The 24621-nt window shown below is 54.7% G+C and carries 19 protein-coding genes and 3 tRNA genes; 8 read left to right on the top strand and 14 right to left on the bottom strand.

Annotation, left to right across the window (positions count from 1 at the left end):
- Positions 1 to 8: 8 nt before the first annotated feature.
- The 7 genes from hflX to nnr all read right to left on the bottom strand — a co-directional run bounded on the left by hflX (position 9) and on the right by nnr (position 8509).
- On the bottom strand, positions 9 to 1313 hold the full coding sequence (gene hflX / locus ACMHLI_RS15490) for a ribosome rescue GTPase HflX (protein ID WP_413530248.1): 1305 nt from the start codon (positions 1311 to 1313) through the stop codon (positions 9 to 11).
- Between the two features lie 98 nt (positions 1314 to 1411).
- Entirely contained in the window at positions 1412 to 1723 is a 312-nt protein-coding gene (gene hfq, locus ACMHLI_RS15485; RefSeq protein WP_056782484.1) for an RNA chaperone Hfq, read from the bottom strand.
- Between the two features lie 114 nt (positions 1724 to 1837).
- A complete protein-coding gene (gene miaA, locus ACMHLI_RS15480) occupies positions 1838 to 2779 on the bottom strand; it encodes a tRNA (adenosine(37)-N6)-dimethylallyltransferase MiaA (protein ID WP_413530247.1) in 942 nt (313 codons plus the stop codon).
- On the bottom strand, positions 2772 to 4691 hold the full coding sequence (gene mutL / locus ACMHLI_RS15475; RefSeq protein ID WP_413530246.1) for a DNA mismatch repair endonuclease MutL: 1920 nt from the start codon (positions 4689 to 4691) through the stop codon (positions 2772 to 2774). Before mutL ends, miaA begins: the two co-directional genes overlap by 8 nt.
- Positions 4692 to 4727: 36 nt before the next feature.
- Positions 4728 to 6509: an N-acetylmuramoyl-L-alanine amidase AmiB gene (amiB, locus tag ACMHLI_RS15470; RefSeq protein ID WP_413530245.1), complete on the bottom strand. Its 1782-nt coding sequence runs from the start codon at positions 6507 to 6509 to the stop codon at positions 4728 to 4730.
- 7 nt (positions 6510 to 6516) lie between these two features.
- The gene (tsaE, locus tag ACMHLI_RS15465; protein ID WP_413530244.1) at positions 6517 to 6984 is read right to left on the bottom strand and encodes a tRNA (adenosine(37)-N6)-threonylcarbamoyltransferase complex ATPase subunit type 1 TsaE; all 468 of its coding nucleotides are present in this window, start codon (positions 6982 to 6984) and stop codon (positions 6517 to 6519) included.
- 10 nt (positions 6985 to 6994) lie between these two features.
- Positions 6995 to 8509, bottom strand: a complete 1515-nt coding sequence (gene nnr / locus ACMHLI_RS15460; RefSeq protein WP_413530243.1) for a bifunctional ADP-dependent NAD(P)H-hydrate dehydratase/NAD(P)H-hydrate epimerase — start codon at positions 8507 to 8509, stop codon at positions 6995 to 6997.
- On the opposite strand from nnr, the gene queG reads away from it, so the two are divergent.
- On the top strand, positions 8508 to 9665 hold the full coding sequence (queG, locus tag ACMHLI_RS15455) for a tRNA epoxyqueuosine(34) reductase QueG (protein ID WP_413530242.1): 1158 nt from the start codon (positions 8508 to 8510) through the stop codon (positions 9663 to 9665). The genes nnr and queG overlap by 2 nt on opposite strands.
- A gap of 313 nt (positions 9666 to 9978) precedes the next feature.
- Here the strand turns inward: queG and ACMHLI_RS15450 are convergent.
- The 4 genes from ACMHLI_RS15450 to orn all read right to left on the bottom strand — a co-directional run bounded on the left by ACMHLI_RS15450 (position 9979) and on the right by orn (position 11180).
- Positions 9979 to 10054 (bottom strand) — tRNA-Gly (locus ACMHLI_RS15450).
- 49 nt (positions 10055 to 10103) lie between these two features.
- Positions 10104 to 10179, bottom strand: a tRNA-Gly gene (locus ACMHLI_RS15445).
- 74 nt (positions 10180 to 10253) lie between these two features.
- Positions 10254 to 10329 (bottom strand) — tRNA-Gly (locus ACMHLI_RS15440).
- 305 nt (positions 10330 to 10634) lie between these two features.
- Entirely contained in the window at positions 10635 to 11180 is a 546-nt protein-coding gene (orn, locus tag ACMHLI_RS15435) for an oligoribonuclease (RefSeq protein ID WP_413530241.1), read from the bottom strand.
- Positions 11181 to 11269: 89 nt separating this feature from the next.
- On the opposite strand from orn, the gene rsgA reads away from it, so the two are divergent.
- The 3 genes from rsgA to mscM all read left to right on the top strand — a co-directional run bounded on the left by rsgA (position 11270) and on the right by mscM (position 16830).
- Positions 11270 to 12307 (top strand): small ribosomal subunit biogenesis GTPase RsgA, encoded by a 1038-nt coding sequence (gene rsgA / locus ACMHLI_RS15430; RefSeq protein ID WP_413530240.1) that lies wholly within the window; start codon positions 11270 to 11272, stop codon positions 12305 to 12307.
- 203 nt (positions 12308 to 12510) lie between these two features.
- A complete protein-coding gene (asd, locus tag ACMHLI_RS15425; RefSeq protein WP_413530239.1) occupies positions 12511 to 13413 on the top strand; it encodes an archaetidylserine decarboxylase in 903 nt (300 codons plus the stop codon).
- 48 nt (positions 13414 to 13461) lie between these two features.
- Positions 13462 to 16830, top strand: coding sequence for a miniconductance mechanosensitive channel MscM (gene mscM / locus ACMHLI_RS15420; RefSeq protein ID WP_413530238.1), 3369 nt, complete (start codon positions 13462 to 13464; stop codon positions 16828 to 16830).
- Positions 16831 to 16868: 38 nt separating this feature from the next.
- Here mscM and ACMHLI_RS15415 read toward each other — a convergent pair whose 3' ends face one another.
- The 3 genes from ACMHLI_RS15415 to epmA all read right to left on the bottom strand — a co-directional run bounded on the left by ACMHLI_RS15415 (position 16869) and on the right by epmA (position 20947).
- The gene (locus ACMHLI_RS15415; protein ID WP_413530237.1) at positions 16869 to 18227 is read right to left on the bottom strand and encodes an 8-oxoguanine deaminase; all 1359 of its coding nucleotides are present in this window, start codon (positions 18225 to 18227) and stop codon (positions 16869 to 16871) included.
- 93 nt (positions 18228 to 18320) lie between these two features.
- Positions 18321 to 19685: a nucleobase:cation symporter-2 family protein gene (locus tag ACMHLI_RS15410; RefSeq protein ID WP_413530236.1), complete on the bottom strand. Its 1365-nt coding sequence runs from the start codon at positions 19683 to 19685 to the stop codon at positions 18321 to 18323.
- A gap of 284 nt (positions 19686 to 19969) precedes the next feature.
- Positions 19970 to 20947: an elongation factor P--(R)-beta-lysine ligase gene (epmA, locus tag ACMHLI_RS15405; protein WP_413530235.1), complete on the bottom strand. Its 978-nt coding sequence runs from the start codon at positions 20945 to 20947 to the stop codon at positions 19970 to 19972.
- Positions 20948 to 21228: 281 nt separating this feature from the next.
- Between epmA and frdA the strand changes: the two genes are divergently transcribed.
- Genes frdA through frdD form a run of 4 tightly spaced genes read left to right on the top strand, consistent with a single transcriptional unit; the run spans position 21229 to position 24552 of the window.
- Complete coding sequence (gene frdA / locus ACMHLI_RS15400; protein ID WP_413530234.1) at positions 21229 to 23028, top strand: fumarate reductase (quinol) flavoprotein subunit; 1800 nt, start codon at positions 21229 to 21231, stop codon at positions 23026 to 23028.
- The gene (locus ACMHLI_RS15395; RefSeq protein ID WP_413530233.1) at positions 23021 to 23755 is read left to right on the top strand and encodes a succinate dehydrogenase/fumarate reductase iron-sulfur subunit; all 735 of its coding nucleotides are present in this window, start codon (positions 23021 to 23023) and stop codon (positions 23753 to 23755) included. Before frdA ends, ACMHLI_RS15395 begins: the two co-directional genes overlap by 8 nt.
- An 11-nt stretch (positions 23756 to 23766) precedes the next feature.
- The gene (gene frdC, locus ACMHLI_RS15390; RefSeq protein WP_413530232.1) at positions 23767 to 24183 is read left to right on the top strand and encodes a fumarate reductase subunit FrdC; all 417 of its coding nucleotides are present in this window, start codon (positions 23767 to 23769) and stop codon (positions 24181 to 24183) included.
- Between the two features lie 9 nt (positions 24184 to 24192).
- Positions 24193 to 24552 carry a fumarate reductase subunit FrdD gene (frdD, locus tag ACMHLI_RS15385; protein ID WP_413530231.1) on the top strand — a complete coding sequence of 120 codons (360 nt, stop codon included), beginning with the start codon at positions 24193 to 24195 and terminating at the stop codon, positions 24550 to 24552.
- Positions 24553 to 24621: the final 69 nt, after the last annotated feature.

Below are 24621 nucleotides of genomic sequence, written 5' to 3'. Positions count from 1 at the left end.
GGTGTTCTTCAGGACAAATGAGACAGACTCTGGTTGCGGACATAGCTGGCCAGTTCCTGCTCTTGTTTGCAGAGGCGGTGCCAGTCAATAATGGGCATTCGCACCATCAGACCAATACTACCATCCTCTTCAATCCATTCTTTTTCTATCGCCTGAAGCTGGTAAAAACGGCTACGAAGGCGGCCTGCTTCCGGCGGCAAACACAATTCATGCTGCGCGATTTCGCCAGAGAGTCGCTCCGTTAATGCCTGAAAGAGCAACGGAATACCTTCACCGGTCACGGCTGAAAGCCAGACCCTGATCGGTAAATTCTCCTCGTTGCGATCGATACGCGGAACAAAATCATCCAGCATATCTATTTTGTTCATCACTAACAGCGCAGGTATTTCATCTGCTTCGATCTCTGCCAGCACCGTATTTACCGCGTCGATATTTTCTTCAACCCGGATATCCGCTGCATCAATAACATGTAATAACAGAGATGCCTGTTGGGTTTCCTGCAATGTTGCTTTAAAAGCGGCAACTAAATCATGGGGCAGGTGACGAATAAACCCTACGGTGTCCGCCAAAACCGTCTCCCCGACATCCGCAACCATAATGCGTCGCAGCGTAGGATCCAGCGTAGCAAACAACTGATTGGCCACGTAAACATCGGCCTGAGTGATACGGTTAAAAAGTGTGGATTTCCCGGCATTGGTATAACCGACCAAAGACACCGTTGGAATATCCGCACGGACGCGCGAACGACGACCTGTTTCACGCTGCTTAGCCACTTTTTCAAGACGGCTGAGGATCAGGGTAATTCTATCGCGCAGTAAACGACGGTCAGTTTCGAGCTGGGTTTCACCCGGCCCACGTGCACCGATACCGCCCCCCTGACGTTCAAGGTGTGTCCAGCCGCGAACCAGTCGGGTAGCGATGTGGCGTAATTGCGCCAATTCTACTTGTAGCTTACCTTCGTGTGTTCGTGCCCGCTGGGCAAAGATATCTAGTATTAATCCGGTGCGATCGACAACGCGACATTCGCATAATGCTTCCAGGTTTCGTTCCTGGGCAGGAGAAAGCGAGTGATCAAATAGGATGACAGAAGCGCCCGTTGCTTTGACTGCGTCTGCAATTTCCTGGGCTTTCCCTTCGCCGACAAAGTATTTAGGGTGCGGTGCCTTACGGCTCCCGGTGACGACTTGCAGCGCCTCTACACCTGCAGAAGAAACCAGCGATTCAAATTCGCTCAGGTCTTCCGTGTCTTTGTCTCTTGAGAAATAAATATGAACCAGAACGGCCTGTTCGCCGCCTTCATAACGGTCAAACAAGCTTGCGACCTCTCATCTGGATAAAATTCGACAGCCGGGGGTGCATAAGCAGAGTGGAAATACTTATGAACCCCTTCGTGGTTGACCAACGTTGCGCTTTATTCAGCGTCATCGTTTTCCTGCTGCGGCTGTTGCTGCGCAGACGGAGTACTGCCTTGATGATAGTTGTTGGTGCTGCCCGTACCTGGATTATTGCTATGATGAGATACCGGGCGGGACGGCACTACGGTGGAGATAGCGTGTTTATACACCATCTGGCTAACCGTATTTTTTAACAGAATGACAAACTGGTCAAAAGACTCAATTTGGCCTTGCAGCTTAATACCATTCACCAAGTAAATAGAAACCGGAACACGTTCGCGACGCAATGCGTTCAGGAACGGATCTTGCAAAGATTGCCCCTTAGCCATTCTATCTTTTCCTTATTAGTTTGTTGTTTGTCACTTTGAGCCTATCGGCTCGAAAATAAATCACATAAAAAATTCGCGCGTTGAGTACTCATCAATTGTACACAATCACCCAACCTATGCACTAACAACCTGAATTACACGGCTTAAGGCGTCGTCCGGCTTCTCTGAATCCAGCCATTCAACCTCTTCCCAACCTCGTAACCAGGTCATCTGGCGTTTGGCCAGCTGTCGTGTCGCGCAAACACCACGATAAACCATTTCATCGTAATCGAATTCACCAGATAAATATGACCACATCTGGCGGTAGCCGACACAGCGAATGGAAGGCAAATCCGTATGCAAATCGCCCCGAGCTAACAGCGTTCTGACTTCGTCTTCAAAACCATTGGACAACATCTGACTAAAACGTTCCTCAATCCGCTGATGTATGACTTCACGGCGGATTGGGGCAATCGCGAATTGATGGACGCGATAAGGCAGCGTTTCACCCGCAACTTTTGTCAGATCCGTTAAAGTTTTACCTGAAATATAAAAAACTTCCAGTGCTCTGGACAGTCTCTGCGGATCATTCGGATGAATTCGCATAGCGGCGACCGGATCAATCTCACGTAATTGATCGTGTAACGCGTTCCATCCCTGCGCTGCCGCCTGTTTTTCAATGCGCTCACGTACTGTGGCATCGGCCTGAGGCAAAGGCGACAATCCTTCCAGCAACGCCTTGAAATAAAGCATAGTCCCACCCACCAATAACGGGATCTTATTGCGTGAGGTTATTTCTGCCATTTCGCGCAAGGCGTCGGCCCGAAAATCGGCCGCCGAGTAGGCCTGAGTTGGGTCAAGGATATCAATCAGACGATGCGGGGCTTCCGCCAGCTCCTGCGCCGTGGGCTTGGCAGTGCCGATATCCATCCCGCGGTAGATGAGTGCGGAGTCCACACTGATCAGTTCAACGGGAAGATGCTTCATCAGCGACATCGCCAGCGCGGTTTTACCGGATGCGGTCGGCCCCATAATAAAGATCGCCGGGGGAGCGGAATGTTTTTCAGAATCAGTCATGCTTAAAAGCCGCCAGCGCGGGCTGTAAATCAAGAGGTTGCAGAAGTCCGGACGGTGGCGATTTCACCAACTGCGGGCATAGACGCTCAACATCCGTGAGTAATTGTATAGCCTGGGAAATTGTCCAGACCTCGTGCTCGCAGCCACAGTGGCGGGCAAACCACATGGCTACCGCATCAGAAGTCACCTCCTGCTGAACAGCAAGGTAATCTAACAGGTCAGGTATCAACTTTTGTAAATTTTGTTGGCGTAATGGTAAAGGTACTGCGCGGACCGTCACACGCTGTGACTCGCTGAGCATTTCTAAACCAAAATGCTGTAATAACTGCTGATTTTTCGCCAGCACTGCTGTCTCGCCTTTGTTGACTGTCAGCTTCAACGGGATCAGTAACGGCTGTGGACGCAATCCTTCTTCCGGCGGTGTCAGCTGCGCCCATTTAAGCCAGCGGTCCGCGACCGGCAGCGAAAGCATCACCAGCTGTTTGCCTCGCTCAAGCAGCGCATATTCAGCGGCGCAGACCGTCAGCACGCGTCCGAAACTCTGGCTGTGCGATTCCAGCGCGGGTTCATTGAGTGTACGGGCCGGGGATGCCACAGGCTTAGCGGCCTGTGCCACAGCAGGCGCAGGCTCCTGAAGGGAAAATGTTTCGGAAGAGGGCTGTAACAAACGCTGATAAACATTGCCTTCCGCGCGATTGTAAGCGGGTTCATTGCTATGCGTCGCGGGCTCACGCGGATGGCTGGCCCGTGACGTCGCCGGGAATACATTTTCACGCGATGCCGGTTTATCACGCTGAGCATGCGCTGATTTTTCTGCCGGTTGCGAAAAATGATTGCCGCCCGCTGCCGGACGATTTTCCGGTTGCCATCGCGGCGTATCTTCTTCCGCCTGCGGTTCTGCCAGAACCGGATTTCCCGCCTGCTGCAACACCGACATCACGGCCTGATAGATAAAATCGTGTACCAGCCGCGACTGATGAAACCGCACTTCGTGTTTCGCCGGGTGTACGTTGACATCCACCTGATGCGGATCGACATCCAGATACAGCACGTATGCCGGTTGCTGATCGTCTTTGAGCTGATCCTGATACGCCTGGCGGATCGCGTGATTAATCAGGCGATCTTTCATCATGCGGTTATTCACATAGCAATATTGCATGTCTGTCAGGCTGCGCGATCCGGCAGGATCGGCGACCCAGCCGCGGATCCCCAAATCACCGTGCGTCCACTCAACCTCCAGCGCGTGCTCGACAAAGGTCGGGCTGCAAATGCTTGCCAGACGGCGGGAGGACTGGGAGGGATCTTTCACCGCGCGGTACTGGCGTATCAGCTTGCCGTTGTGACTTAGATTGACGGAAACGTCGAAACGCGCCAGCGCAATGCGGCGTACAACTTCATCAATATGGGTAAATTCAGTTTTCTCAGTACGCATGAATTTGCGACGTGCTGGCGTGTTGTAAAACAGATCGAGCACTTCGACAGTAGAACCCTGCGGATGCGCGGCCGGTTTCACCGTCACCGCCATATCGCGTCCTTCCGCGTAGGCCTGCCAGGCTTCGCTTTGATCTGCCGTGCGCGAAGTCAGCATCAGGCGGGACACCGAACTGATACTCGCCAGCGCTTCGCCGCGAAATCCGAGGCTCAGAATCGCTTCCAGATCGTCCAGACAGGTGATTTTGCTGGTGGCGTGACGCGCCAGCGCCAGCGCCAGATCGTCTTTACCTATGCCGCAGCCGTTATCACGTATACGGATAAGCTTGGCGCCCCCGCGATCAATATCAATATCAATCCGGGTTGCGCCGGCATCAAGACTGTTTTCTACCAGCTCTTTCACCACGGAAGCCGGCCTTTCGACAACTTCACCCGCGGCAATCTGGTTAGCCAGTTGCGGGGGCAGTACCTTGATCGGCATAGCGGCTCCTGTGAAAGACGGTCAGTCAGACCGCCTTTACGACTGTGGAATAGTCAGGGTTTGGCCGAGCTGCACCTCGCCGGACTTCATGTGGTTGGCGGTTTTAATGTCCGTCATGCTGACGCCATATTTGCTGGCAATCGCTGACAGCGTATCGCCGCGCTGAACCTTATGCTTTGACGGTTTTTTTGCCACTTTCGCGACTTTTGCCGTTGAAGCCGACGCCCCCGTTGCAGCTGATGTGCGGGTCCCCGCTGGCACTTTCAATCTCTGCCCGACCCAAACGCCGTCTTTTTTCAGTTTATTGAGATCGCGCAACGCCGCGTTGGTCGTACCATAGCTGTTGGCAATCCCCGTCAGCGTTTCGCCACGCGTCACTTTATGGATTTGCGTGGCGCCTGCAGCACCGGCGGTCACTTCAATCGGGCCAGGTTGATTTACAGCAGTGTTGCCTGCCGGGCTATTGTCTCCCGCCGCTGCTGCTGATGAGGCCAGCAGCGGACGGTTTTCGACCTTTGGGCCGTTTTGTATCGGATGCGACTGGAAATAATTACGCAGGCCAATATGAATGGCTCGCGCAATTTTATCCTGGTACGCACTGCTGCCAAGCAGCCGCTCCTCGGTTCCGTTACTGATAAAGCCGGTTTCCACCAGCAGGGAAGGAATATCTGGTGAGCGCAATACGCCCAGACTGGCGTGCTCGGGTTTGGCTTTGTGCAATGAGCCTACGGTGCGCAGTTCGCGCAATACGCGGGTCGCCACGTCATATCCCACACGCTGTGAATGGCCAAATTGTAAGTCTAAAACCGCCTGACTCAGATAAGGGTCAGATGCGGTATTGGCCAGCACATCCCCTGCGCCGCCGAGCAATTCGGACTGTTTCTCGTGTTGCTCCAGCCAGTTACCCATTTCACTGTTCGCACGACGGTTCGACAATACCCATACCGAGGCGCCGCGTGCGCTGCGGCTTGGCGCGGCATCGGCGTGAATCGACACCAGAACATTGGCGTTTTTCTTACGTGCGACGTCGGAACGCCCCATCACCGAAATAAAGTAATCGCCATCGCGGGTGAGTACCGGCTGGAACATCGGATCCGCATTGAGGATCGTCTGCAATTTACGGGCAATCGCGATAGTGACGTTTTTCTCTTTGAGGCCACCCGCGCCGATAGCACCCGGATCCTGCCCGCCGTGTCCGGCATCAATGGCAACGATGATTTTGCTGTCGCTGGTTGTAATAGTGGAAGAACGCGAGTTGTCTGGCGCAACGGCCGTCGAGGCAACGGTGGTCTTGTCATTGGTAAACGGATTGGATTTCGTCGATGTAGCCGGCGTTCTGTTGGCATTCGGCGATGGCGTATTCGTCACCGTAGAAACTGGTGCAGTATTGCGCGGTGCGGCGGCAGCATTCATGGTCAGCACCACGGTGTACTGGCTGCCGTCTTTCTGTTTGGTCGCGTTGGTCCTGACCTTCTGATTAAGTTCAAAAACCAGACGCTGGCTTTGCGCATTCGGCGGCGTACTCGCCCGTACGCGCGTCACAAGATTCTGCCCGTTGAAGGTCAGCGGCAGGCCTTTCATCACGCCGTCCTGACGAATGTCCATCACCACACGTTCAGGGTTATGCAGCGGGAAAAAAGAATAATCTGGCGAACCGTCGAAGGTAATAGTAACGGTCGATTGCGATGCACCGTTGGACACATTGATATTTTTCATGCCAGCCGCAAAGGCGGAAGCAGGTGCCAGCACGGCACAGAGCATCAGCGTCGATAAGAACATCGCCGCCGATGAAAAAAGAGAAGTGATACGTGAATTCATCGCGTAATCATCCTTGCTGTTGAACACGATGCAGCAAATTCATGCCAGATTCAGAAACCGCGACAAGCGTCACCGTTCGTCCCTGAGGCTGATAATCCAGCGTCAGCTCGATGTCCGGTTCAGGCAAAACGCCCTCGCCTTTTTGTGGCCACTCGACCAGACAAATAGCGTCCTGTGCGAAATAATCGCGGATGCCCATAAATTCAAGCTCTTCCGGGTCAGCCAGACGGTATAAATCAAAATGATATACCGCAATGCTTTCCAGCTGATAAGGCTCTACCAGCGTGTACGTCGGGCTTTTCACATTGCCCTGGTGCCCTAATGCCTGAAGAAATCCCCGGCTAAAGGTTGTTTTACCGGCTCCCAGATCGCCATACAGATGGATAACCGTTGAGCCTTCGCAGGCTTTCGCCAGTGAAGCACCTAGTTGCAGCGTTGCCGCTTCGTCGGGTAATGAGAGAGTAAGTTGATTCATTCAGTGATATCTATTTCTTCAGGTCTGGATTAACTAACGGAGCAATAACCGCTAAAAGATCGGTCGCCAGCATACCGCGCGTTCCCTGCCGCCGGGCGATTTCGTCTGCGGCGGCGCCGTGAATCACTGTTCCCGCGCAGGCCGCATCATACATATTCAGTTTTTGAGCGAGCAAGCCGCCAATAATACCAGAAAGCACGTCACCCATGCCGCCTGATGCCATACCGGCATTTCCAACGTCCGCTACAGCCAGCTCACCCTGGTCGCTGGCGATTAACGTGCCTGCGCCTTTGAGTACCACCACGCCGCCATACTGCTCAGCGAGTTTCCTGACAGAAAGTAAGCGGTCACTCTCAATGTCCTTCACGGTACAGCCGAGTAAACGGGCTGCCTCGCCGGGGTGGGGCGTCAGTACGCGATTTTGCCGTTTCTCAGGTGCGATTGCCAGCAGGTTCAGCGCATCCGCGTCCCATAAAGCCGGTTTATCACATTTCGCCACCCGTTCCAGCGCCTGTTTGCCCCAGGTTTTCTGGCCTAAGCCGGGGCCGATGACAATCACATCAGCCCATTCCAGTGCCTCGTGGAGAGATTCTGCCGTCAGTTCCTGCATCATCAACTCGGGTCTGGCGGTGAGTAACGGCCCGGCGTGTTCTTTGTGAGTGAGTACTCGCACTAATCCTGCACCAGTGCGCAATGCGGCTTCCGACGCCATACGGATAGCCCCTGCAAAGCCGATATCGCCGCCGATCACCACTAACCGCCCATGCTCGCCTTTGTTGGAACAAGGCCGACGCGGATGCAACCACTGGCCAATTTGCGTGGCATCCAGACGTTGCAACAACGGCGAATGGCCTCTGAGCCAGCTTTCCAGCCCCAACGCATCGTAATGCAGGCTGCCGACGTAATCGCGCGCCTGCCCGGTCAGTAAACCCGGTTTGAGTGCGATAAAGCTGATGGTGTGATTGGCGTGAACTGCCCTGCCGGCAGCCTGCCCGGTTTGGGCGTTCAGGCCGGAGGGAATATCCAGAGAAATGACCGGCGCGGAAGCAGCGTTAATGGCGTCGATAAGAGTATTGTACGGCGCGCGCGGGGCGGACGATAACCCGGTACCCAGCAGTCCGTCGATAATCACGTCAGCATCTTCCGGCCATTGCGCATCAGAAGGGCCGACCATACCGCCGCACGCCAGCCAGCCCTGCCGCGCCTGTTGCGCTTCTTCAGGAAGAACTTTGTCGTTTACGACAGCCAGCAGAGTCACGCGAAGACCGGCGTTTTTTGCCAGTCGCGCCAGTTCATAGCCATCCCCGCCATTGTTACCGTGGCCGCACAAAATTAACCAGTGGCGGGCATCAGGATAGGTGCGCTGCGTCAGTGAAAAAGCCGCCGCAGCCGCGCGCTGCATCAGCGTGAACAGAGAAATCCCCGTTTCCTGCGCGGCCTGACCTTCAACCTTACGCAGCCATTCAGCAGAAAATACGGAATGTGGTAAACTCGCCTCGTTTCGTTTTTCACGTTGGTTCGTCATGACACTCCCTCTCGATCTCGTTCAACTGGCTCAACATATCAAGCAATGGGGCCAATCGCTAGGCTTCCAGCAGGTTGGCATCTGCGATACAGACTTATCTGCAGAAGAACCTAAACTGCAGGACTGGCTTGATAAACAATATCATGGCGAGATGGAATGGATGGCGCGCCACGGCATGTTGCGTGCGCGTCCTCATGAGTTGCTGCCCGGTACGCTGCGGGTGATCAGCGTGCGAATGAACTATTTGCCCGCCAAAGCCGCCTTTGCCAAAACACTGAACAACCCGCAACTCGGGTATGTCAGCCGTTATGCGCTGGGGCGCGACTATCACAAAGTGCTTCGCCAGCGGCTAAAAAAGCTCGGCGACATGATTCAGGCTTACTGCACCGAACAACAATCTGACCATGCGGTGACGTTCCGTCCGTTTGTCGATTCCGCCCCTATTATGGAACGTCCTCTGGCGGCCAAAGCCGGGCTCGGCTGGGTTGGTAAGCATTCACTTATTCTTAACCGTGAATCTGGCTCCTGGTTCTTTCTTGGCGAACTGCTGATTGATTTACCGTTGCCGGTCGATGCGCCACAGGAAGAAAAGTGTGGGAAGTGCGTCGCCTGTATTACCACCTGCCCGACCGGGGCGATTGTCGCCCCCTACACTGTCGATGCCCGCCGCTGCATTTCCTATCTGACCATTGAGCTGGAGGGTCCGATCCCGGAAGAATTCCGCCCGATGATGGGGAACCGGATTTACGGCTGCGACGACTGTCAGCTGATTTGCCCGTGGAACCGTTATTCACAACTGACGGACGAAGAGGATTTCAGCCCACGCGCCGCGCTGCATGCCCCGGAGCTGATTGCTTTGTTTGGCTGGACTGAAGAGAAGTTTCTACGCATTACCGAAGGTTCCCCTATCCGCCGCATCGGCCATTTACGCTGGCTGCGCAATATTTCGGTAGCATTGGGCAATGCGCCCTACTCGGAAGAGGTCTTGACGGCGTTGCAATCACGGACAGGTGAAAATGCGCTACTGGATGAACATATCGAATGGGCAATCCGGCAACAGGTAGAAAGAAGAAGTGAACATCGTGTTGAAGTGCAAACTTCGCAGCAGAAACGGCTGATCCGCGCAGTGGAAAAAGGCTTACCACGAGATGCATAACCATTCCCATAGCAATTAATTCGCAATGCCAGATTTTCTGTGCATAAAAATAAAAATGCTTTGCCAATCAAGTGCAAAAAAAGAAGCAAGTGATCACCATAACGTTTCGCTATAAATATATTGTGTTTTAAAACAAGTAATTATGAATTGGCAATACGGGGAGTGCAAAAAACAGACAGTTTAAAAAAACAGCTAAACCTGTGGATAAGTCTGTTTAAAACATTACTACAAATCGTGTAAGTATCGGATCAATCATGCACAAATTACGCATGAGTTTGGCGATAAGAAATGGTTTTGTATTGAAGAAGAAAATTGGAGCGGGAAACGAGACTCGAACTCGCGACCCCGACCTTGGCAAGGTCGTGCTCTACCAACTGAGCTATTCCCGCTTAGAGATGCTTGGTGCATCTGCTGTAAACTTACAGCATTTGAAATTTTTGGAGCGGGAAACGAGACTCGAACTCGCGACCCCGACCTTGGCAAGGTCGTGCTCTACCAACTGAGCTATTCCCGCGTCGCATGGCACTGCTTTTGTTTTACGTATCAAATAATACAGATAAAACGTTGAATCTAAAACATTTAAAAATTTGGAGCGGGAAACGAGACTCGAACTCGCGACCCCGACCTTGGCAAGGTCGTGCTCTACCAACTGAGCTATTCCCGCTCTGCGCACTCAACGAAATTCTTCATCGGTACGGGGTGCGCATTATACGAGAAATCCTTTTAGCCGCAACCCCCTGAAAGCAAAAAAATGATATTTTCGTTCAAGTGCCGATTAAACCATCAAAGCGATGATTTAAGCGGCGAAACACGGTGATTTTGTATCCTGAACGCTTCATAAGGATTTTTAAAATAAATATCCAAAATCATTCGGGTTGCAGGAAGGCGGCAAACTCACTAATTCCGATGAGTTGAGATCGGGGTGAGAGAGTGCAGCCAACGCATTTGCGGCTTGAAGGATTGCAGATATTACAACTGGATGAAATGCTCGCGGTAGTACGCCAGTTCAGCCACGGATTCACGGATATCGTCCAGCGCCTGATGGGTATTCTGTTTCTTAAAGCCGCTGAGTACTTCTGGTTTCCAGCGACGCGCCAGCTCTTTCAGGGTACTGACGTCCAGATAACGATAGTGGAAATAGGTTTCCAGCTCCGGCATGTACTTAAACAGGAAGCGGCGATCCTGCCCGACGCTGTTACCGCAGATTGGCGATTTGCCTTCAGGCACCCACTCACGCAGGAACTCGATGGTTTTTTGCTCCGCCGCATTATCGTCGAACGGGCTGGCTTTTACGCGCTCAACCAGCCCGCTGCCGGTATGGGTACGCACATTCCAGTCATCCATCAGCGCCAGCTGTGCGTCAGACTGATGTACCGCCATGACCGGGCCTTCGGCCAGAATATTCAGGTGCGCGTCGGTTACCAGCGTGGCGATCTCAATGATGCGGTCACGTTCAGGATCAAGCCCCGTCATTTCCAGGTCGATCCAAATTAAATTCGAGTCATTTGCAGCCATGATGTGTCCTATTACAAAGAAAGAGATATAGCTGGTATCATAGACGTTTTGGTCGCACCGAGCGATTAAAGCCAGTCAAGTGAGGCGCAGTGACTAAGTCAAAACTGTCTAAAGGGCAACAACGTCGCGTTCAGACCAACCACCAGCGTCGTCTGACACAGACCGACAAACGGAAAGAGCTGGACGATTCTCTGCATGGCGAACCGCAGGACGGCATCGTCATCAGCCGTTTCGGAATGCATGCGGACGTTGAAGCGGCCGACGGCAGCCAGCACCGTTGCAATATCCGCCGTACCATCCGTTCTCTGGTCACCGGTGACCGCGTTGTATGGCGCGCCGGCGAGAACGCCAGCGTAAAAGGTATCGTTGAAGCGGTACACGAACGCACCTCCGTCCTGACGCGCCCTGATTTCTATGACGGCGTGAAACCTATCGCCGCCAACATTGACCAGATCGTCATTGTCTCCGCAATCTTGCCAGAGCTGTCGCTGAACATTATCGACCGCTATCTGGTGGCCTGCGAAACCGTTGAAGTTGAGCCACTGATTGTGCTCAACAAGATTGACCTGCTCGACGACGAAGGCCGCAAATTCGTCGACGGTATGATGTCTATCTACCGCCGCATCAATTATCGCGTGCTGGAAGTCTCCAGCCAGACCGGCGAAGGCATGCCCGCGTTTGAAACTGCATTGACGGATCGCATCAGTATTTTCGCCGGACAGTCAGGCGTGGGCAAATCCAGCCTGTTGAACGCATTGTTGCCGCCCGAAGAAAAACAGATCGTGGTCAATGAAGTCTCTGACAACTCGGGTTTGGGCCAGCACACCACCACGGCAGCGCGTCTTTACCACTTCCAGCGCGGCGGCGACGTCATCGACTCCCCTGGCGTCCGTGAATTTGGTCTGTGGCATCTCGCACCAGAACAAATTACTCAAGGCTTTGTCGAATTCCGTCCTTTCCTCGGGTACTGCAAATTCCGCGACTGCAAACATGGCAGCGATCCGGGTTGTGCTATCCGTGATGCGGTAGACCGTGGCGACATCGCCGAAGAGCGTTTCGACAACTACCATCGTATTCTCGAAAGTATGGAAGACGTAAAAACGCGTAAAAACTTCGACGCACTTTGATGTTAACTCATTGAGCTAACAGGTTAATGATAAACGGGAGAGGTGAACGGGCGTTGAACCGTTGATTTCTCACCGTTACAATCAGCGCCAGTTAAAAACGCTCCTCCGCCATAACACGATGTGTGACCGTCCAGATGATTGACGGTCTCCTGCAGAAATGGCCGGTCATGCCGGTCATTCATACCATCCAAGAGGTTTTCCCCGTGCTGGACAGTATCAAAATCAAACTTCAATACTTACTTCCTAAACAAGGTCTGACCCGTCTGGCAGGCTGGGGCGCGGATAAACGTGCCGCCACGCTGACGCATTGGGTGATCAAAGCCTTTGCACGCTTTTACAGCGTGGATATGAAAGAAGCACAAAACCCGGATATCAAGTCTTACGCCACATTCAATGAATTCTTCGTTCGCCCGCTGCGCGATGGCGCACGTCCTGTCGTCAGCGGTCTGGACATGCTTTGCCTGCCCGCCGATGGCGCAGTCAGCCAGTTAGGGGCTATTACCGACGGCAAACTGTTCCAGGCAAAAGGTCATTTCTACAGCCTCGAAGCGCTGCTGGCAGGGAACTATCAGCTGGCGGAGCAGTTCAAAGACGGCCAGTTCGCCACTATTTATCTGGCACCGCGCGACTATCACCGCGTGCATATGCCGTGCGACGGCGTACTGCGTGAAATGATTTATGTGCCGGGCGATTTGTTCTCGGTAAACCCGCTGACCGCTGCCAACGTGCCGAACCTTTTCGCCCGTAATGAGCGCGTCATCAGCGTGTTTGATACTGAATTTGGCCCGATGGTGCAGATTCTGGTCGGCGCGACGATTGTCGGCAGCATCGAAACTGTGTGGGCTGGCTGCGTTACGCCACCGCGTGAAGGCATCATTAAGCGCTGGACCTATCCTGCCGCCGGTGAAGAAGGCGCTATCGCGCTGGAAAAAGGCCAGGAGATGGGTCGTTTCAAACTCGGTTCAACGGTGATTAACCTGTTTGCTGCAGGTCAGGTTCGCTTTATGCCGCAGTTGAGCAACGGCATGGTCACCCGTATGGGCGAACCTTTTGCCGAAGCCCTGCGTGCGCCGCAAGTTGTACCGCAAGCACCTGAAGACGTCTGATTTCGTCTGAACTGACAGTCAAAAAGAATTGAAAAAAGGAAGTGACGAGTGCGCCTGATCCCCGCCTTGCTGATGAGTTTACTGCTGTCTTTGCCGCTCATGGCAGGCGCAGCTCCGACTGAAGATCAGCTTAAACAGGAGCTGAAACAGGCGGAAGCCAATAAAGAAATGGCCAATCAGGCACAGGTGGTTGAGGCGCTGCAAAGTGCCCTCAACTGGCTGAACGAGGCCAAAGTCTCTGCCGGGCGCACGGCGGAATACCAAAAGGTCATTGATGACTTCCCGAAACTGACGCAGTCCCTGCGTCAGGAACTGCAAAATCAGCCCGAAAAGCCGCCTGCTGTCAGTACCGATTTATCCAGCGCCGAACTCGATCAGCAGATTTTGCAAATCAGCAGTCAGCAGCTGGAGGAAACCCGCCAGCTGCGTCAGGAACAAGATCGTTCTCGCGATATCAGTGATTCCCTCAGTCAGATCCCGCAGCAGCAATCCGAAGCCCGCAATGCGCTTGGCGATATCGATCAGCGCATTCAGGCGGCCACGGCAGCAGCTTCGTCTTCTATTCTGGCGCAGGCGCAGCTCAGCGCCCTGCAGGCCGAATCCGCCGCGCGTAAAGCAAAGGTGGATGAGCTTGAACTGGCTCAGCTCTCGTCGAATAACCGGCAGGAACTGTCGCGGATGCGCGCCGATCTTTACAAGAAACGCGCGGATTATCTGGATCAGCAACTACAGGCCTTGCGCAATACGCTGAACAATCAGCGCCAGCGCGAAGCCGAACAGGCGCTGGAAAAAACCGAGTTACTGGCAGAACAGAGTGGCGAACTGCCCCACTCCATCAGCCAGCAATTGCAGTCCAACCGCGAACTTTCACTGGCGCTGAATCAGCAGGCGCAGCGGATGGATCTGATCTCCTCTCAGCAACGTCAGGCAGCCGCGCAAACGCAGCAGGTCCGTCAGGCAATCAATACCATTCGTGAACAGGCACAGTGGCTCGGGGCGTCCAATCTGCTGGGCGAAACGCTGCGGGCGCAGGTTTCACGCCTGCCGGATATGCCGAAACCGCAACAACTCGACCGCGATATGGGGCAGCTGCGCGTTCAGCGTTTGCATTATGAAGATTTACTCGATAAGCAGGCGGTTTATCGTCAAGGGCGTCAGGACGATGGCAAACCGCTGACCGCCGCGCAGCAAAAAATTCTCGACGCACAGTTGCGCACACAGCGTGATTTGCTCAATTCGCTGCTCTCCGGCTGTGACACGCAAATTCTTGAACTCACCAAACTGAAAGTGGCCAACAGCCAGCTGGTGGAAGCGCTGAATGACGTTCATGAAGCCGCGCACCGTTATCTGTTCTGGGTCGCCGACGTCAGCCCGGTAAGCCTTTCTTATCCGATGATGCTGGCCCATGACCTGAAACGCCTGGTATCTCTTGATTCCCTGAGCCAGCTGGGCGGCGCGGGAATGATGATGATCACCAGTAAAGAAACGCTGCTGCCGCTGTTTGGCGCACTGATTCTGGTGATTATCAGCATCAGTTCCCGCAAGCACTATTACGCTTTTCTGGCGCGCTCCAGCAGCAAAGTCGGCAAAGTCACGCAGGATCATTTCTCCCTGACGATGCGCACCGTGTTCTGGTCGATTCTGGTAGCGATGCCGCTGCCGGTACTGTGGGCCGCACTGGGCTTCGGCCTGCAAAGCGCGTGGCCGTATCCGATTGCCGTGGCGATTGGCGACGGTGTGACTGCAACGTTGCCTATTCTGTGGGCGTTTATGGTCAGCGCCGCGCTGGCGCATCCGCAAGGGTTGTTTGTCACTCACTTCGGCTGGCCGCAGCGCGCCGTGTCCCGCGCGTTGCGCTATTACGCGCTCTCCATCTGGGTGATTGTGCCGCTGATTATGGCGCTGATTACCTTCGATAACCTGAACGACCGTGAATTCTCCAATACCCTCGGCCGCCTGTGCTTTGTGATTTTGTGTCTGGTGGTGGCGCTGGTCACCCACAGCCTGAAACGTGCGGGCATTCCGCTGTACCTCGATAAGAAAGGTAACAGCGAGAACATGCTCAATAACGCGCTGTGGTGGATGCTGCTCGGCGCACCGATTGTCGCGGCGCTGGCTTCGCTGATGGGCTTCCTTGCCACGTCGCAGGCCCTGCTTGCACGTCTGGAGACTTCGGTTGCCATCTGGTTTGTGCTGCTGGTGATTTACCACATTATCCGCCGCTGGATGCTTATCCAGCGACGCCGTATCGCGTTCGAGCGCGCCAAACAGCGTCGTGCTGAAATGCTCAACCAGCGCGCACGCGGCGAAGACGAAGGACATCATGCCAATACCAGCAACGAAGGCACGGTAGAAATCGAAGAACCGGTGGTCGATCTGGATGCGATCTCCGCGCAATCACTGCGGCTGGTGCGATCGCTGCTGACGCTGATCGCGCTGATTTCGGTGATCTTCCTGTGGTCTGAGATCCATTCGGCATTCTCATTCCTGGAGAATATTCATCTCTGGCAGGTGGCCTCCACCGTTCAGGGCGTCGAAAGTATGCAGCCGATCACGCTGGGATCGGTGCTGATCGCCATTCTGGTACTGATAATCACCACCCAGCTGGTGCGCAATTTACCGGCCCTGCTGGAGCTGGCGCTGCTGCAACATCTGGATCTGACGCCGGGCACCGGTTACGCGGTGCTGACCATCACCAAATACGTGTTGTTGCTGATTGGCGGCCTGGTGGGCTTCTCACTAATTGGGATCGAATGGGCGAAGCTGCAATGGCTGGTCGCCGCGCTGGGTGTCGGGCTCGGATTTGGTTTGCAGGAGATCTTCGCCAACTTTATTTCCGGCCTGATCATTTTGTTTGAGAAACCGATCCGCATCGGCGATACCGTGACGATCCGCAATCTGACCGGCAGCATCACCAAGATCAACACCCGTGCGACCACGATCGCCGACTGGGATCGCAAAGAGATCATCGTGCCGAATAAGGCCTTTATCACCGAGCAGTTCATCAACTGGTCCCTGTCCGATTCCGTGACCCGTGTGGTGCTAACGGTGCCTGCACCGTCGGAAGCCAACAGCGAAGAAGTGACCGAAATACTGCTCAACGCCGCTCACCGCTGTTCGCTGGTGCTAGACACGCCAGCGCCGGAAGCTTATCTGGTGGATTTGCAGCAGGGTATTCAGATTTTCGAACTGCGTATGCACGCCGCTGAAATGGCGCACCGTATGCCACTGCGCCACGAAATCCATCAGCTGATTCTGGCCGGATTCCGCGAGCACGGCATCACCCTGCCGTTCCCGCCGTTCCAGGTGCGGATGGAAACGTTGCATCGTGCCCAGAATGGCAATAACGCGACCTTTACCAGCAGCAGTGGCGGTGGTCGCAGCGGTAACAGCTCACGTTCGCCAGGCGATTTATAAGAGGGATCCAGGGGGCAGATTGCTCTGCCCCCTGAGCATTACAGATCGGCGATGAGCGCCGCCGCCGCTTTACGGTGCTGAGAAATCAACGATTTGATATCCATATCCACAATCTGTCCGTCAATCACCCGCCACTTTCCGCCGACCATTACCCTGTCCGCCCGTTCCGCCCCGCACAACAGCAGCGCAGAAATCGGATCATGGCTGCCGCTAAAGCGCAGCTCATCCAGCCGGAAAAGCGCCAGATCGGCCTGTTTACCCACCGCAATTTGCCCGATATCGTCACGTCCAATCAGCTTTGCAGATCCGCGCGTTGCCCAGCCTAAAACCCGTTCCGGCGTCACATATTCCGCACCGTAGCGCAACCGCTGTAAATACAGCGCCTGCCGCGCTTCGTACATCAGATTCGACGCATCGTTGGAGGCGGAACCGTCCACGCCTAAGCCAATGGGTACGCCCGCCGCTTCCAGATCGCGCGTCGGACACATGCCGGACGCCAGCCGCATATTCGATACCGGACAATGGCAAATGCCGGTGCCCGCTGCGCCCAGGCGCTGAATTTCATCGGCGTTGAAATGAATGCCGTGCGCCAGCCATGTGCGGTCATTCAGCCAGCCGACGCTGTCGAGATAATCCACCGTACGCAGGCCAAACATTTTCAGGCAGAACGCCTCTTCATCCAGCGTTTCGGCTAAATGCGTATGCAACCGGACATCTTCCCGCTGCGCCAGCATCGCGCTTTCACGCATAATTTCGGTGGTAACGGAGAACGGTGAACAAGGTGCCAGAGCTATCTGCATCCACGCGCCTTCGCCGCGCTGATGATAGCGATCAATCAACCGCTGGCTGTCGCGCAGGATAGTTTCACCGGACTGCACCGTCTGTTTCGGCGGCAGACCGCCCTGCTCCTCGCCAAGGCTCATTGAACCGCGTGTCAGTAAAGCGCGCATGCCCAATTCCAGTACCACTTCGACTTGCACATCGATCGCCTCTTCCATCCCCTGCGGGAACAGATAATGGTGATCCGTGGTGGTGGTACAACCTGAAAGCAGCAGTTCGGCCATCGCCACGCGGCTGGCCAGCCCGAGCGCTTCCGGCTGCAAACGCGCCCAGACCGGATACAACTTTTTCAACCACGGGAACAAGGGGACATTGACCACGGGCGCCCAGGCCCGGGTCAGCGTCTGATAGAAATGATGATGGGTGTTAATGAGGCCGGGCATCAGCACACAGTCTGTGGCATCAAAAATTTGTTCAACCGGTCGTGAAGGGCTTTGGCCGACGGCCAGCACCTCGGCGATCTTGGCGCCTTCGATGACGATGCCACCGCGGGCATCCAGCTCATTTGCGGTGAAAACAGCCAGCGGATTCTGGATCCACATACGTTGTGTTGACATAACTGACATCCTTTTTTGGTCGGAATAGAATTCAAAAAGTGAGTCAGCTCAGTTATGCCCTGTCTGCTGATCCAGGGGCGCATGTGCGAAAAATCAGTGAACCTTAATCTCCTCTGCCACTACGCTGACGCGCTCGGCGGGCATCAGCAGGTTCAGCAAAATGGCGACCACACCGCCGCTGGTCACAGCATGTCCGAAGATATTCCCGACGATTTGCGGGAACTGCCCCAGTGCTTCCGGCACCGCTTCGATGCCCAGCCCAATACCGAAGGAGATGGCGATGATCAGCATTTCGCGGCGACCTACCGGCGACTGCGTCATGATACGGATACCTGCTGCTACCACACTGCCGAACATCACCAGCGTCGCCCCGCCCAGCACCGGCGCGGGAATTTGCTGCAATATGCCGCCGATAAACGGGAACAGCCCGAGTACCACCAGCACGCCGCCGATATACATGCCGACAAAACGGCTGGCGACGCCGGTCATCTGAATCACACCGTTGTTCTGCGCGAAGGTGGTGTTCGGGAAGGAGGAGAACATAGCCGCAACCATGCAGCTGATGCCGTCGGCCAGAATTCCGCCCTTCAGCCGTTTGCGGAAACTCTCCCCTTCAATCGGTTGCTGCGAAAGCATGCAGTTCGCGGTCAGATCACCGACGGCTTCCAGAATGCTGATGAACGAAACCAGCGCGATAGGTACAAAGATAATCCAGTCAAATTTGAAGCCGAAGCGGAACAACTGCGGCAGCGCAAACCAGTCGCCCTGCACGGGTTTTAGCGGCAGATGGCCGCTCAATGCAGCGGCGATGCAACCAACAATAATCCCCAATACTATGGAGGCCAGACGCACCCAGCGCACGTTGATCCGGTTGCAGGCAACGATCACCAGCAGCGTCAGCGCGCCCAGCCCGAGATTAGCCGGCGCACCGAAATTCACCGCGCCGTGTCCGCCCGCCCAGTCGGTGATGCTGACTTTAATCAGGCTGATACCGATCAGCGCAATCACCGTTCCACTCACCAGCGGCGTGAATACCCGGCGCATCTGCCCGATAAAGCGGCTGACCAGCAGCGGGATAAACGCGGCGACAAAGTTCACGCCGAAAATCATCGCCATAATGTCTTCGGGCGAACCGCCACGGCTTTTCACCAACATCCCTCCGGAGAGGATGACGCCAAGAAATGCAAAGCTGGTGCCCTGCAGGCAAATCATTCCCGCGCCCACCGACATAAACCGGCGCGCCTGAATAAATGTCCCGATGCCGGAAGCCAGGAGTGACATGCTGATGAGATACGGCAGATAGGCGTTAAGCCCGAGGACAGAACCGATGATAAGCGGCGGCGTAATAATCCCGACCACGCTGGCCAGCACGTGCTGCACCGCTGTGAAGAAAGCCGGTACCGGCGCAATACGCTCTTCCAGTCCATAAAGCAGTTCTTTTTCGTTGGATTCTGACATAACGGGTTTCCGGGAGAATGAGTGATAACCCTGTTATGCATAAAGCAGGCCAGCGGCGAAATAATTTGCCTTAAACACCGCGCAGTGCCTGATTTGAGCGGATTGCTGAAAATCGCGATCACTGAAACTTTAAAATCAGCGATGCGTCATTTGGGTACTTTTGTTTCATGGCGTGCGCCTTTTTAGTGTTTTTGCACAATAAAAGGGCAGAAAGAGGGAAAGAAAGGGAAAGTCAGAAAAAGCCCCGACCGTCGATCGGGGCTAAAGGGAAAGCGTTGTGAATGTCAGGCGCGCGTGACCGGGAAGGCCAGTACGTCGCTCAGACTGTTTGCGTTCAGCGCAATCATAATCAGGCGATCAACGCCCAGCGCCACACCGGAACATTCCGGCATTCCGTGTTCCAGCGCCGCCAGCAGATTATTGTCGATCGGATGTTGCTGCAGACCGCGTGCCGCACGTTTGCGGTTGTCCTGCTCGAAACGTTGGCGCTGCTCGCGGCTGTCTGTCAGCTCGCGGAAACCATTCGCCAGTTCGATACCTTTGTAATACACCTCGAAACGCTCAGCCACACGATGGTCTTCGGTGCTGATCTCCGCCAGAGAGGCCTGCGACGCAGGGAAGTGGTAAACGAATGCCGGTTTATCGCGGCCAATATGCGGCTCAACGCCCATAGTGAACAGCAGCTGTAACAGCGTGTCGCGGTCTTCTTCGGTATCGGCAATATTGGACAGATCCAGCTTCGCCGCCGCTTCGCGCAGTTCGGCCTTATCAGCAGAGAGCGGATCGATATTCAGATGACGAGTAAACGCCTGCTGATATGAGAGCTTTTCGCCGCTGGCACAATCAAGAACCTGTTGCAGTAAATCATCCACTTCATTCATCAGGCGGTACATGTCATAACGCGGACGGTACCATTCGAGCATGGTGAATTCAGGATTGTGATGAATACCGGCTTCTTCATTTCGGAAACTGCGCCCCATCTGATAGATAGGGCCGCTGCCCGCTGCCAGCAGGCGTTTCATGTGGTATTCCGGGCTGGTCATCAGATACAGCGTCATACCATCGGCGGCGCCCGGCCCGACAAAACGGGTTTCGAAGGGCACCAGATGAATATCGGTCACCGTGGCCTGGCTCATGGCTGGCGTTTCAACTTCCAGCACGCCGCGATCGCCAAAGAAGCGTCGGATTTCCGTAAGAATGGCCGCGCGTTTTAGCAGATTGGCGACTGAAGCGCTGGGTTGCCAGCTGGCTGTTTCGCTCATGGTGATTTACTCCGAATTCAGAAAAGTCATGCAGTCTACCTGCATCACTGCGGGCAAACAAATATCTCATTTTGCGAACCCTGACGCAGAGAAAGCCGAAATGCGCGTTCACATCAAATTACCACTTCTACCACTTAGGTATAATAATTCCCTTACAAACAATAAGAATATTACCCTCTGGGACAGCGCCTGTATGTCATCAGGGTTCACTAAACCTTCGATTCCGAAGGCGTTTCGCGGGTGTATCAAACCCGATTTCATGATGATAGTGGAGGAATGCAGTGCAAACCTTTAACGCCGATATAGCAATTATAGGTGCAGGTGGGGCGGGTTTACGCGCAGCAATAGCCGCAGCGGAAGCCAATCCTGACCTGAACATCGCATTGATTTCGAAAGTGTACCCAATGCGCAGCCATACTGTGGCAGCCGAAGGCGGTTCTGCCGCCGTAACGCAGGATCACGACAGCTTTGATTTTCACTTCCAGGATACCGTTTCCGGAGGCGACTGGCTGTGTGAACAAGACGTGGTGGATCATTTCGTTCATCAGTGTCCGACTGAAATGGCTCAGCTGGAAATCTGGGGCTGCCCGTGGAGCCGCAAAGAGGACGGTTCGGTCAACGTCCGCCGCTTTGGCGGGATGAAGATCGAACGCACCTGGTTTGCCGCCGACAAAACCGGTTTCCATATGCTGCACACGCTGTACCAGACCTCTCTGAAATACCCACAAATCAAACGCTTCGACGAGCATTTCGTCCTCGATATTCTGGTCGATGACGGTCAGGTTCGCGGCGTGGTCGCCATCAATATGATGGAAGGCACCCGCGTGCAGATCCGCGCCAACGCCGTCGTGATGGCGACCGGTGGTGCCGGCCGTGTTTACCGCTATAACACCAATGGTGGCATCGTGACTGGCGACGGGATGGGCATGGCGTTCCGTCACGGCGTTCCGCTACGTGATATGGAATTCGTGCAATATCATCCGACCGGCCTGCCGGGTTCCGGCATCCTGATGACCGAGGGTTGTCGTGGTGAAGGCGGCATTCTGGTGAACAAAGACGGCTACCGTTATCTGCAAGACTACGGCATGGGTCCGGAAACGCCGCTCGGTGAACCGAAAAATAAATACATGGAACTCGGCCCGCGCGACAAAGTGTCGCAGGCGTTCTGGCATGAATGGCGCGCCGGACGCACCGTCGAAACCCCACGCGGCGACGTGGTTTATCTGGATCTGCGCCATCTCGGCGAGAAAAAACTACGCGAACGTCTGCCGTTTATCTGCGAACTGGCGAAAGCCTACGTCGGCGTGGATCCGATCACCGATCCGATCCCGGTACGTCCTACCGCGCACTACACGATGGGCGGTATCGAAACTGATGCGCAGTGCGAAACCCGCATCAAAGGGCTGTTTGCCGTTGGCGAATGTTCGTCAGTCGGCTTGCACGGTGCTAACCGCCTGGGTTCCAACTCGCTGGCTGAGCTGGTGGTCTTCGGACGCATGGCCGGTGAACAGGCGGCACTGCGCGCGGCACAGGCGACAGATTTTGGCAATACTGCCGCGCTGGACGCTCAGGTGCAGGACATTGAAAACCGTCTGTCGGCGCTGATGCAGCAGGAAGGCAATGAAAGCTGGGCGGCGATCCGCGACGAAATGGGCCTGGCGATGGAAGAAGGCTGCGGGATTTACCGCACCACCGAGCTGATGCAGAAAACTATCGACAAGCTGGCAGAGCTTAAAGAGCGCTTTAAACACGTGAAAATCAACGATACCTCCAGCGTGTTCAACACCGATCTGCTTTACACCATCGAACTGGGTCACGGTCTGGAAGTGGCTGAATGCATGGCGCATTCCGCGCTCAACCGTCGTGAATCACGCGGTGCCCATCAGCGTCTGGATGAAGGCTGCACTGAACGCGATGACGTCAATTTCCTTAAGCACACGCTGGCATTTTATCAGCCTGATTCCGCGCCGCGACTGGAATACGGCGACGTGAAAATCACCACGCTGCCGCCGGCTAAACGCGTTTACGGTAGTGCAGGTGAAACTCAGGATAAAAAAGATAAGGAGCAATCCCGTGGCTAAAATGCACAGCCTGAAGGTCGAAATCATGCGTTATAACCCGGAGACGGACAATGCGCCGCACCCGGTGGTATATGACGTCCCGTTTGATGAGACAACCTCCGTTCTCGATGCCCTGGGTTATATCAAGGATCATCTGGCGCCAGATCTTTCTTACCGCTGGTCGTGCCGTATGGCGATTTGTGGATCCTGCGGCATGATGATCAACCGCGTGCCGAAGCTGGCCTGCAAAACGTTCCTGCGTGAGTATCCGCAAGGCATGCAGATCGAAGCGCTCGGTAACTTCCCGGTAGAACGTGACCTGGTGGTCGATATGACACACTTTATCGAAAGCCTGGAAGCCATTAAGCCTTACATCATTGGTAATCAACGTACCGTCGATCAGGGGCCGGGCATTCAGACCCCCGCAAAGATGGAGAAATACCATCAGTTCTCCGGCTGTATCAACTGCGGCCTGTGCTACGCCGCCTGCCCGCAGTTCGGACTGAATCCGGAATTCATCGGCCCTGCCGCCATCACGCTGGCGCATCGTTACAACCTCGACAACCGTGACCACGGTAAAGCGCAGCGTATGCCGCAGCTTAACGGTCAGAACGGTGTCTGGAGCTGTACGTTCGTCGGCTATTGCTCAGAAGTCTGCCCTAAGCACGTCGACCCGGCCGCTGCTATCCAGCAGGGCAAAGTCGAAAGTTCAAAAGACTTCATGATAGCGAGGCTGAGACCGCAATGAGGGAGGAAAATATGACCACTCAAAATCAGCGCACAGTCAGCAAACGCAAGCCCTACGTGCGTGAAATGAAGGCAAGCTGGTGGCAGCGCTTACCTTTCTACCGTTTCTATATGCTGCGCGAAGGGACGTCGGTGCCCGCTGTCTGGTTCAGCCTGTTATTACTGGCGGGCCTGTTCTCACTGCGGCGCGGACCGGAAAGCTGGGAGGGTTTTGTGCATTTCCTGCAAAATCCGATCGTGATGCTAATCAATCTGATTGCCCTGCTTGCCGCCTTGTTGCACACCAAAACCTGGTTCGAGCTGGCGCCGAAAGCCTCCATCATCATTGTGAAAGACAGGAAGATGGGACCGGAGCCGATCATTGCCGGCTTTTGGGGCGTGACCGTGGTTGTGACGCTGGTGATCCTTGCCATCGCACTGTTTCTTTGAGGAGGCGAAATGAAAAATACTCTGCCTAAACGTTCAGATGAACCGGTGTTCTGGGGGCTGTTTGGTGCCGGTGGTATGTGGAGCGCAATTTTCGCGCCGGTAATGATTTTGCTGGTGTGCTTTCTGCTCCCGCTGGGATTCTTCCCCAGTGATGCACTGAGTTATCCACGCGGGTTGGCTTTTGCGCAAAGCTGGATCGGCCGTCTGTTCCTGCTGCTGATGATCGTCCTGCCGCTGTGGTGCGGTTTGCACCGGATCCATCACGCCATGCACGACCTGAAGATCCACATCCCGGCCGGTAAATGGGTGTTCTACGGTCTGGCGACGATCTTAAGCATCATTACGATTATCGTATTGATCCGCCTCTGATCTCGTGCGATCTTCCCTTTCAGCGGCCTGCTTTCGGGTCGCTGATATTTTCCCCCTCTCTCTTTTCTT

The organism is Rahnella inusitata, from assembly GCF_965118895.1.
Lineage (GTDB): Bacteria > Pseudomonadota > Gammaproteobacteria > Enterobacterales > Enterobacteriaceae > Rahnella > Rahnella inusitata_A.
Note: the sequence above shows the minus strand (reverse complement) of the source record. Positions and strands in the feature narration are given on the sequence as shown.

Bases quoted from the DNA above. Each gene is read 5' to 3' on its own strand.
- amiB (WP_413530245.1), bottom strand. From the start codon at position 6,509: ATGAATTCACGTATCACTTCTCTTTTTTCATCGGCGGCGATGTTCTTA.
- tsaE (WP_413530244.1), bottom strand. From the start codon at position 6,984: ATGAATCAACTTACTCTCTCATTACCCGACGAAGCGGCAACGCTGCAA.
- epmA (WP_413530235.1), bottom strand. From the start codon at position 20,947: ATGAGCGAAACAGCCAGCTGGCAACCCAGCGCTTCAGTCGCCAATCTG.
- hfq (WP_056782484.1), bottom strand. From the start codon at position 1,723: ATGGCTAAGGGGCAATCTTTGCAAGATCCGTTCCTGAACGCATTGCGT.
- mutL (WP_413530246.1), bottom strand. From the start codon at position 4,691: ATGCCGATCAAGGTACTGCCCCCGCAACTGGCTAACCAGATTGCCGCG.
- miaA (WP_413530247.1), bottom strand. From the start codon at position 2,779: ATGACTGATTCTGAAAAACATTCCGCTCCCCCGGCGATCTTTATTATG.
- ACMHLI_RS15410 (WP_413530236.1), bottom strand. From the start codon at position 19,685: ATGTCAGAATCCAACGAAAAAGAACTGCTTTATGGACTGGAAGAGCGT.
- ACMHLI_RS15415 (WP_413530237.1), bottom strand. From the start codon at position 18,227: ATGTCAACACAACGTATGTGGATCCAGAATCCGCTGGCTGTTTTCACC.
- nnr (WP_413530243.1), bottom strand. From the start codon at position 8,509: ATGACGAACCAACGTGAAAAACGAAACGAGGCGAGTTTACCACATTCC.
- orn (WP_413530241.1), bottom strand. From the start codon at position 11,180: ATGGCTGCAAATGACTCGAATTTAATTTGGATCGACCTGGAAATGACG.
- frdD (WP_413530231.1), top strand. From the start codon at position 24,193: ATGAAAAATACTCTGCCTAAACGTTCAGATGAACCGGTGTTCTGGGGG.
- queG (WP_413530242.1), top strand. From the start codon at position 8,508: ATGACACTCCCTCTCGATCTCGTTCAACTGGCTCAACATATCAAGCAA.
- frdC (WP_413530232.1), top strand. From the start codon at position 23,767: ATGACCACTCAAAATCAGCGCACAGTCAGCAAACGCAAGCCCTACGTG.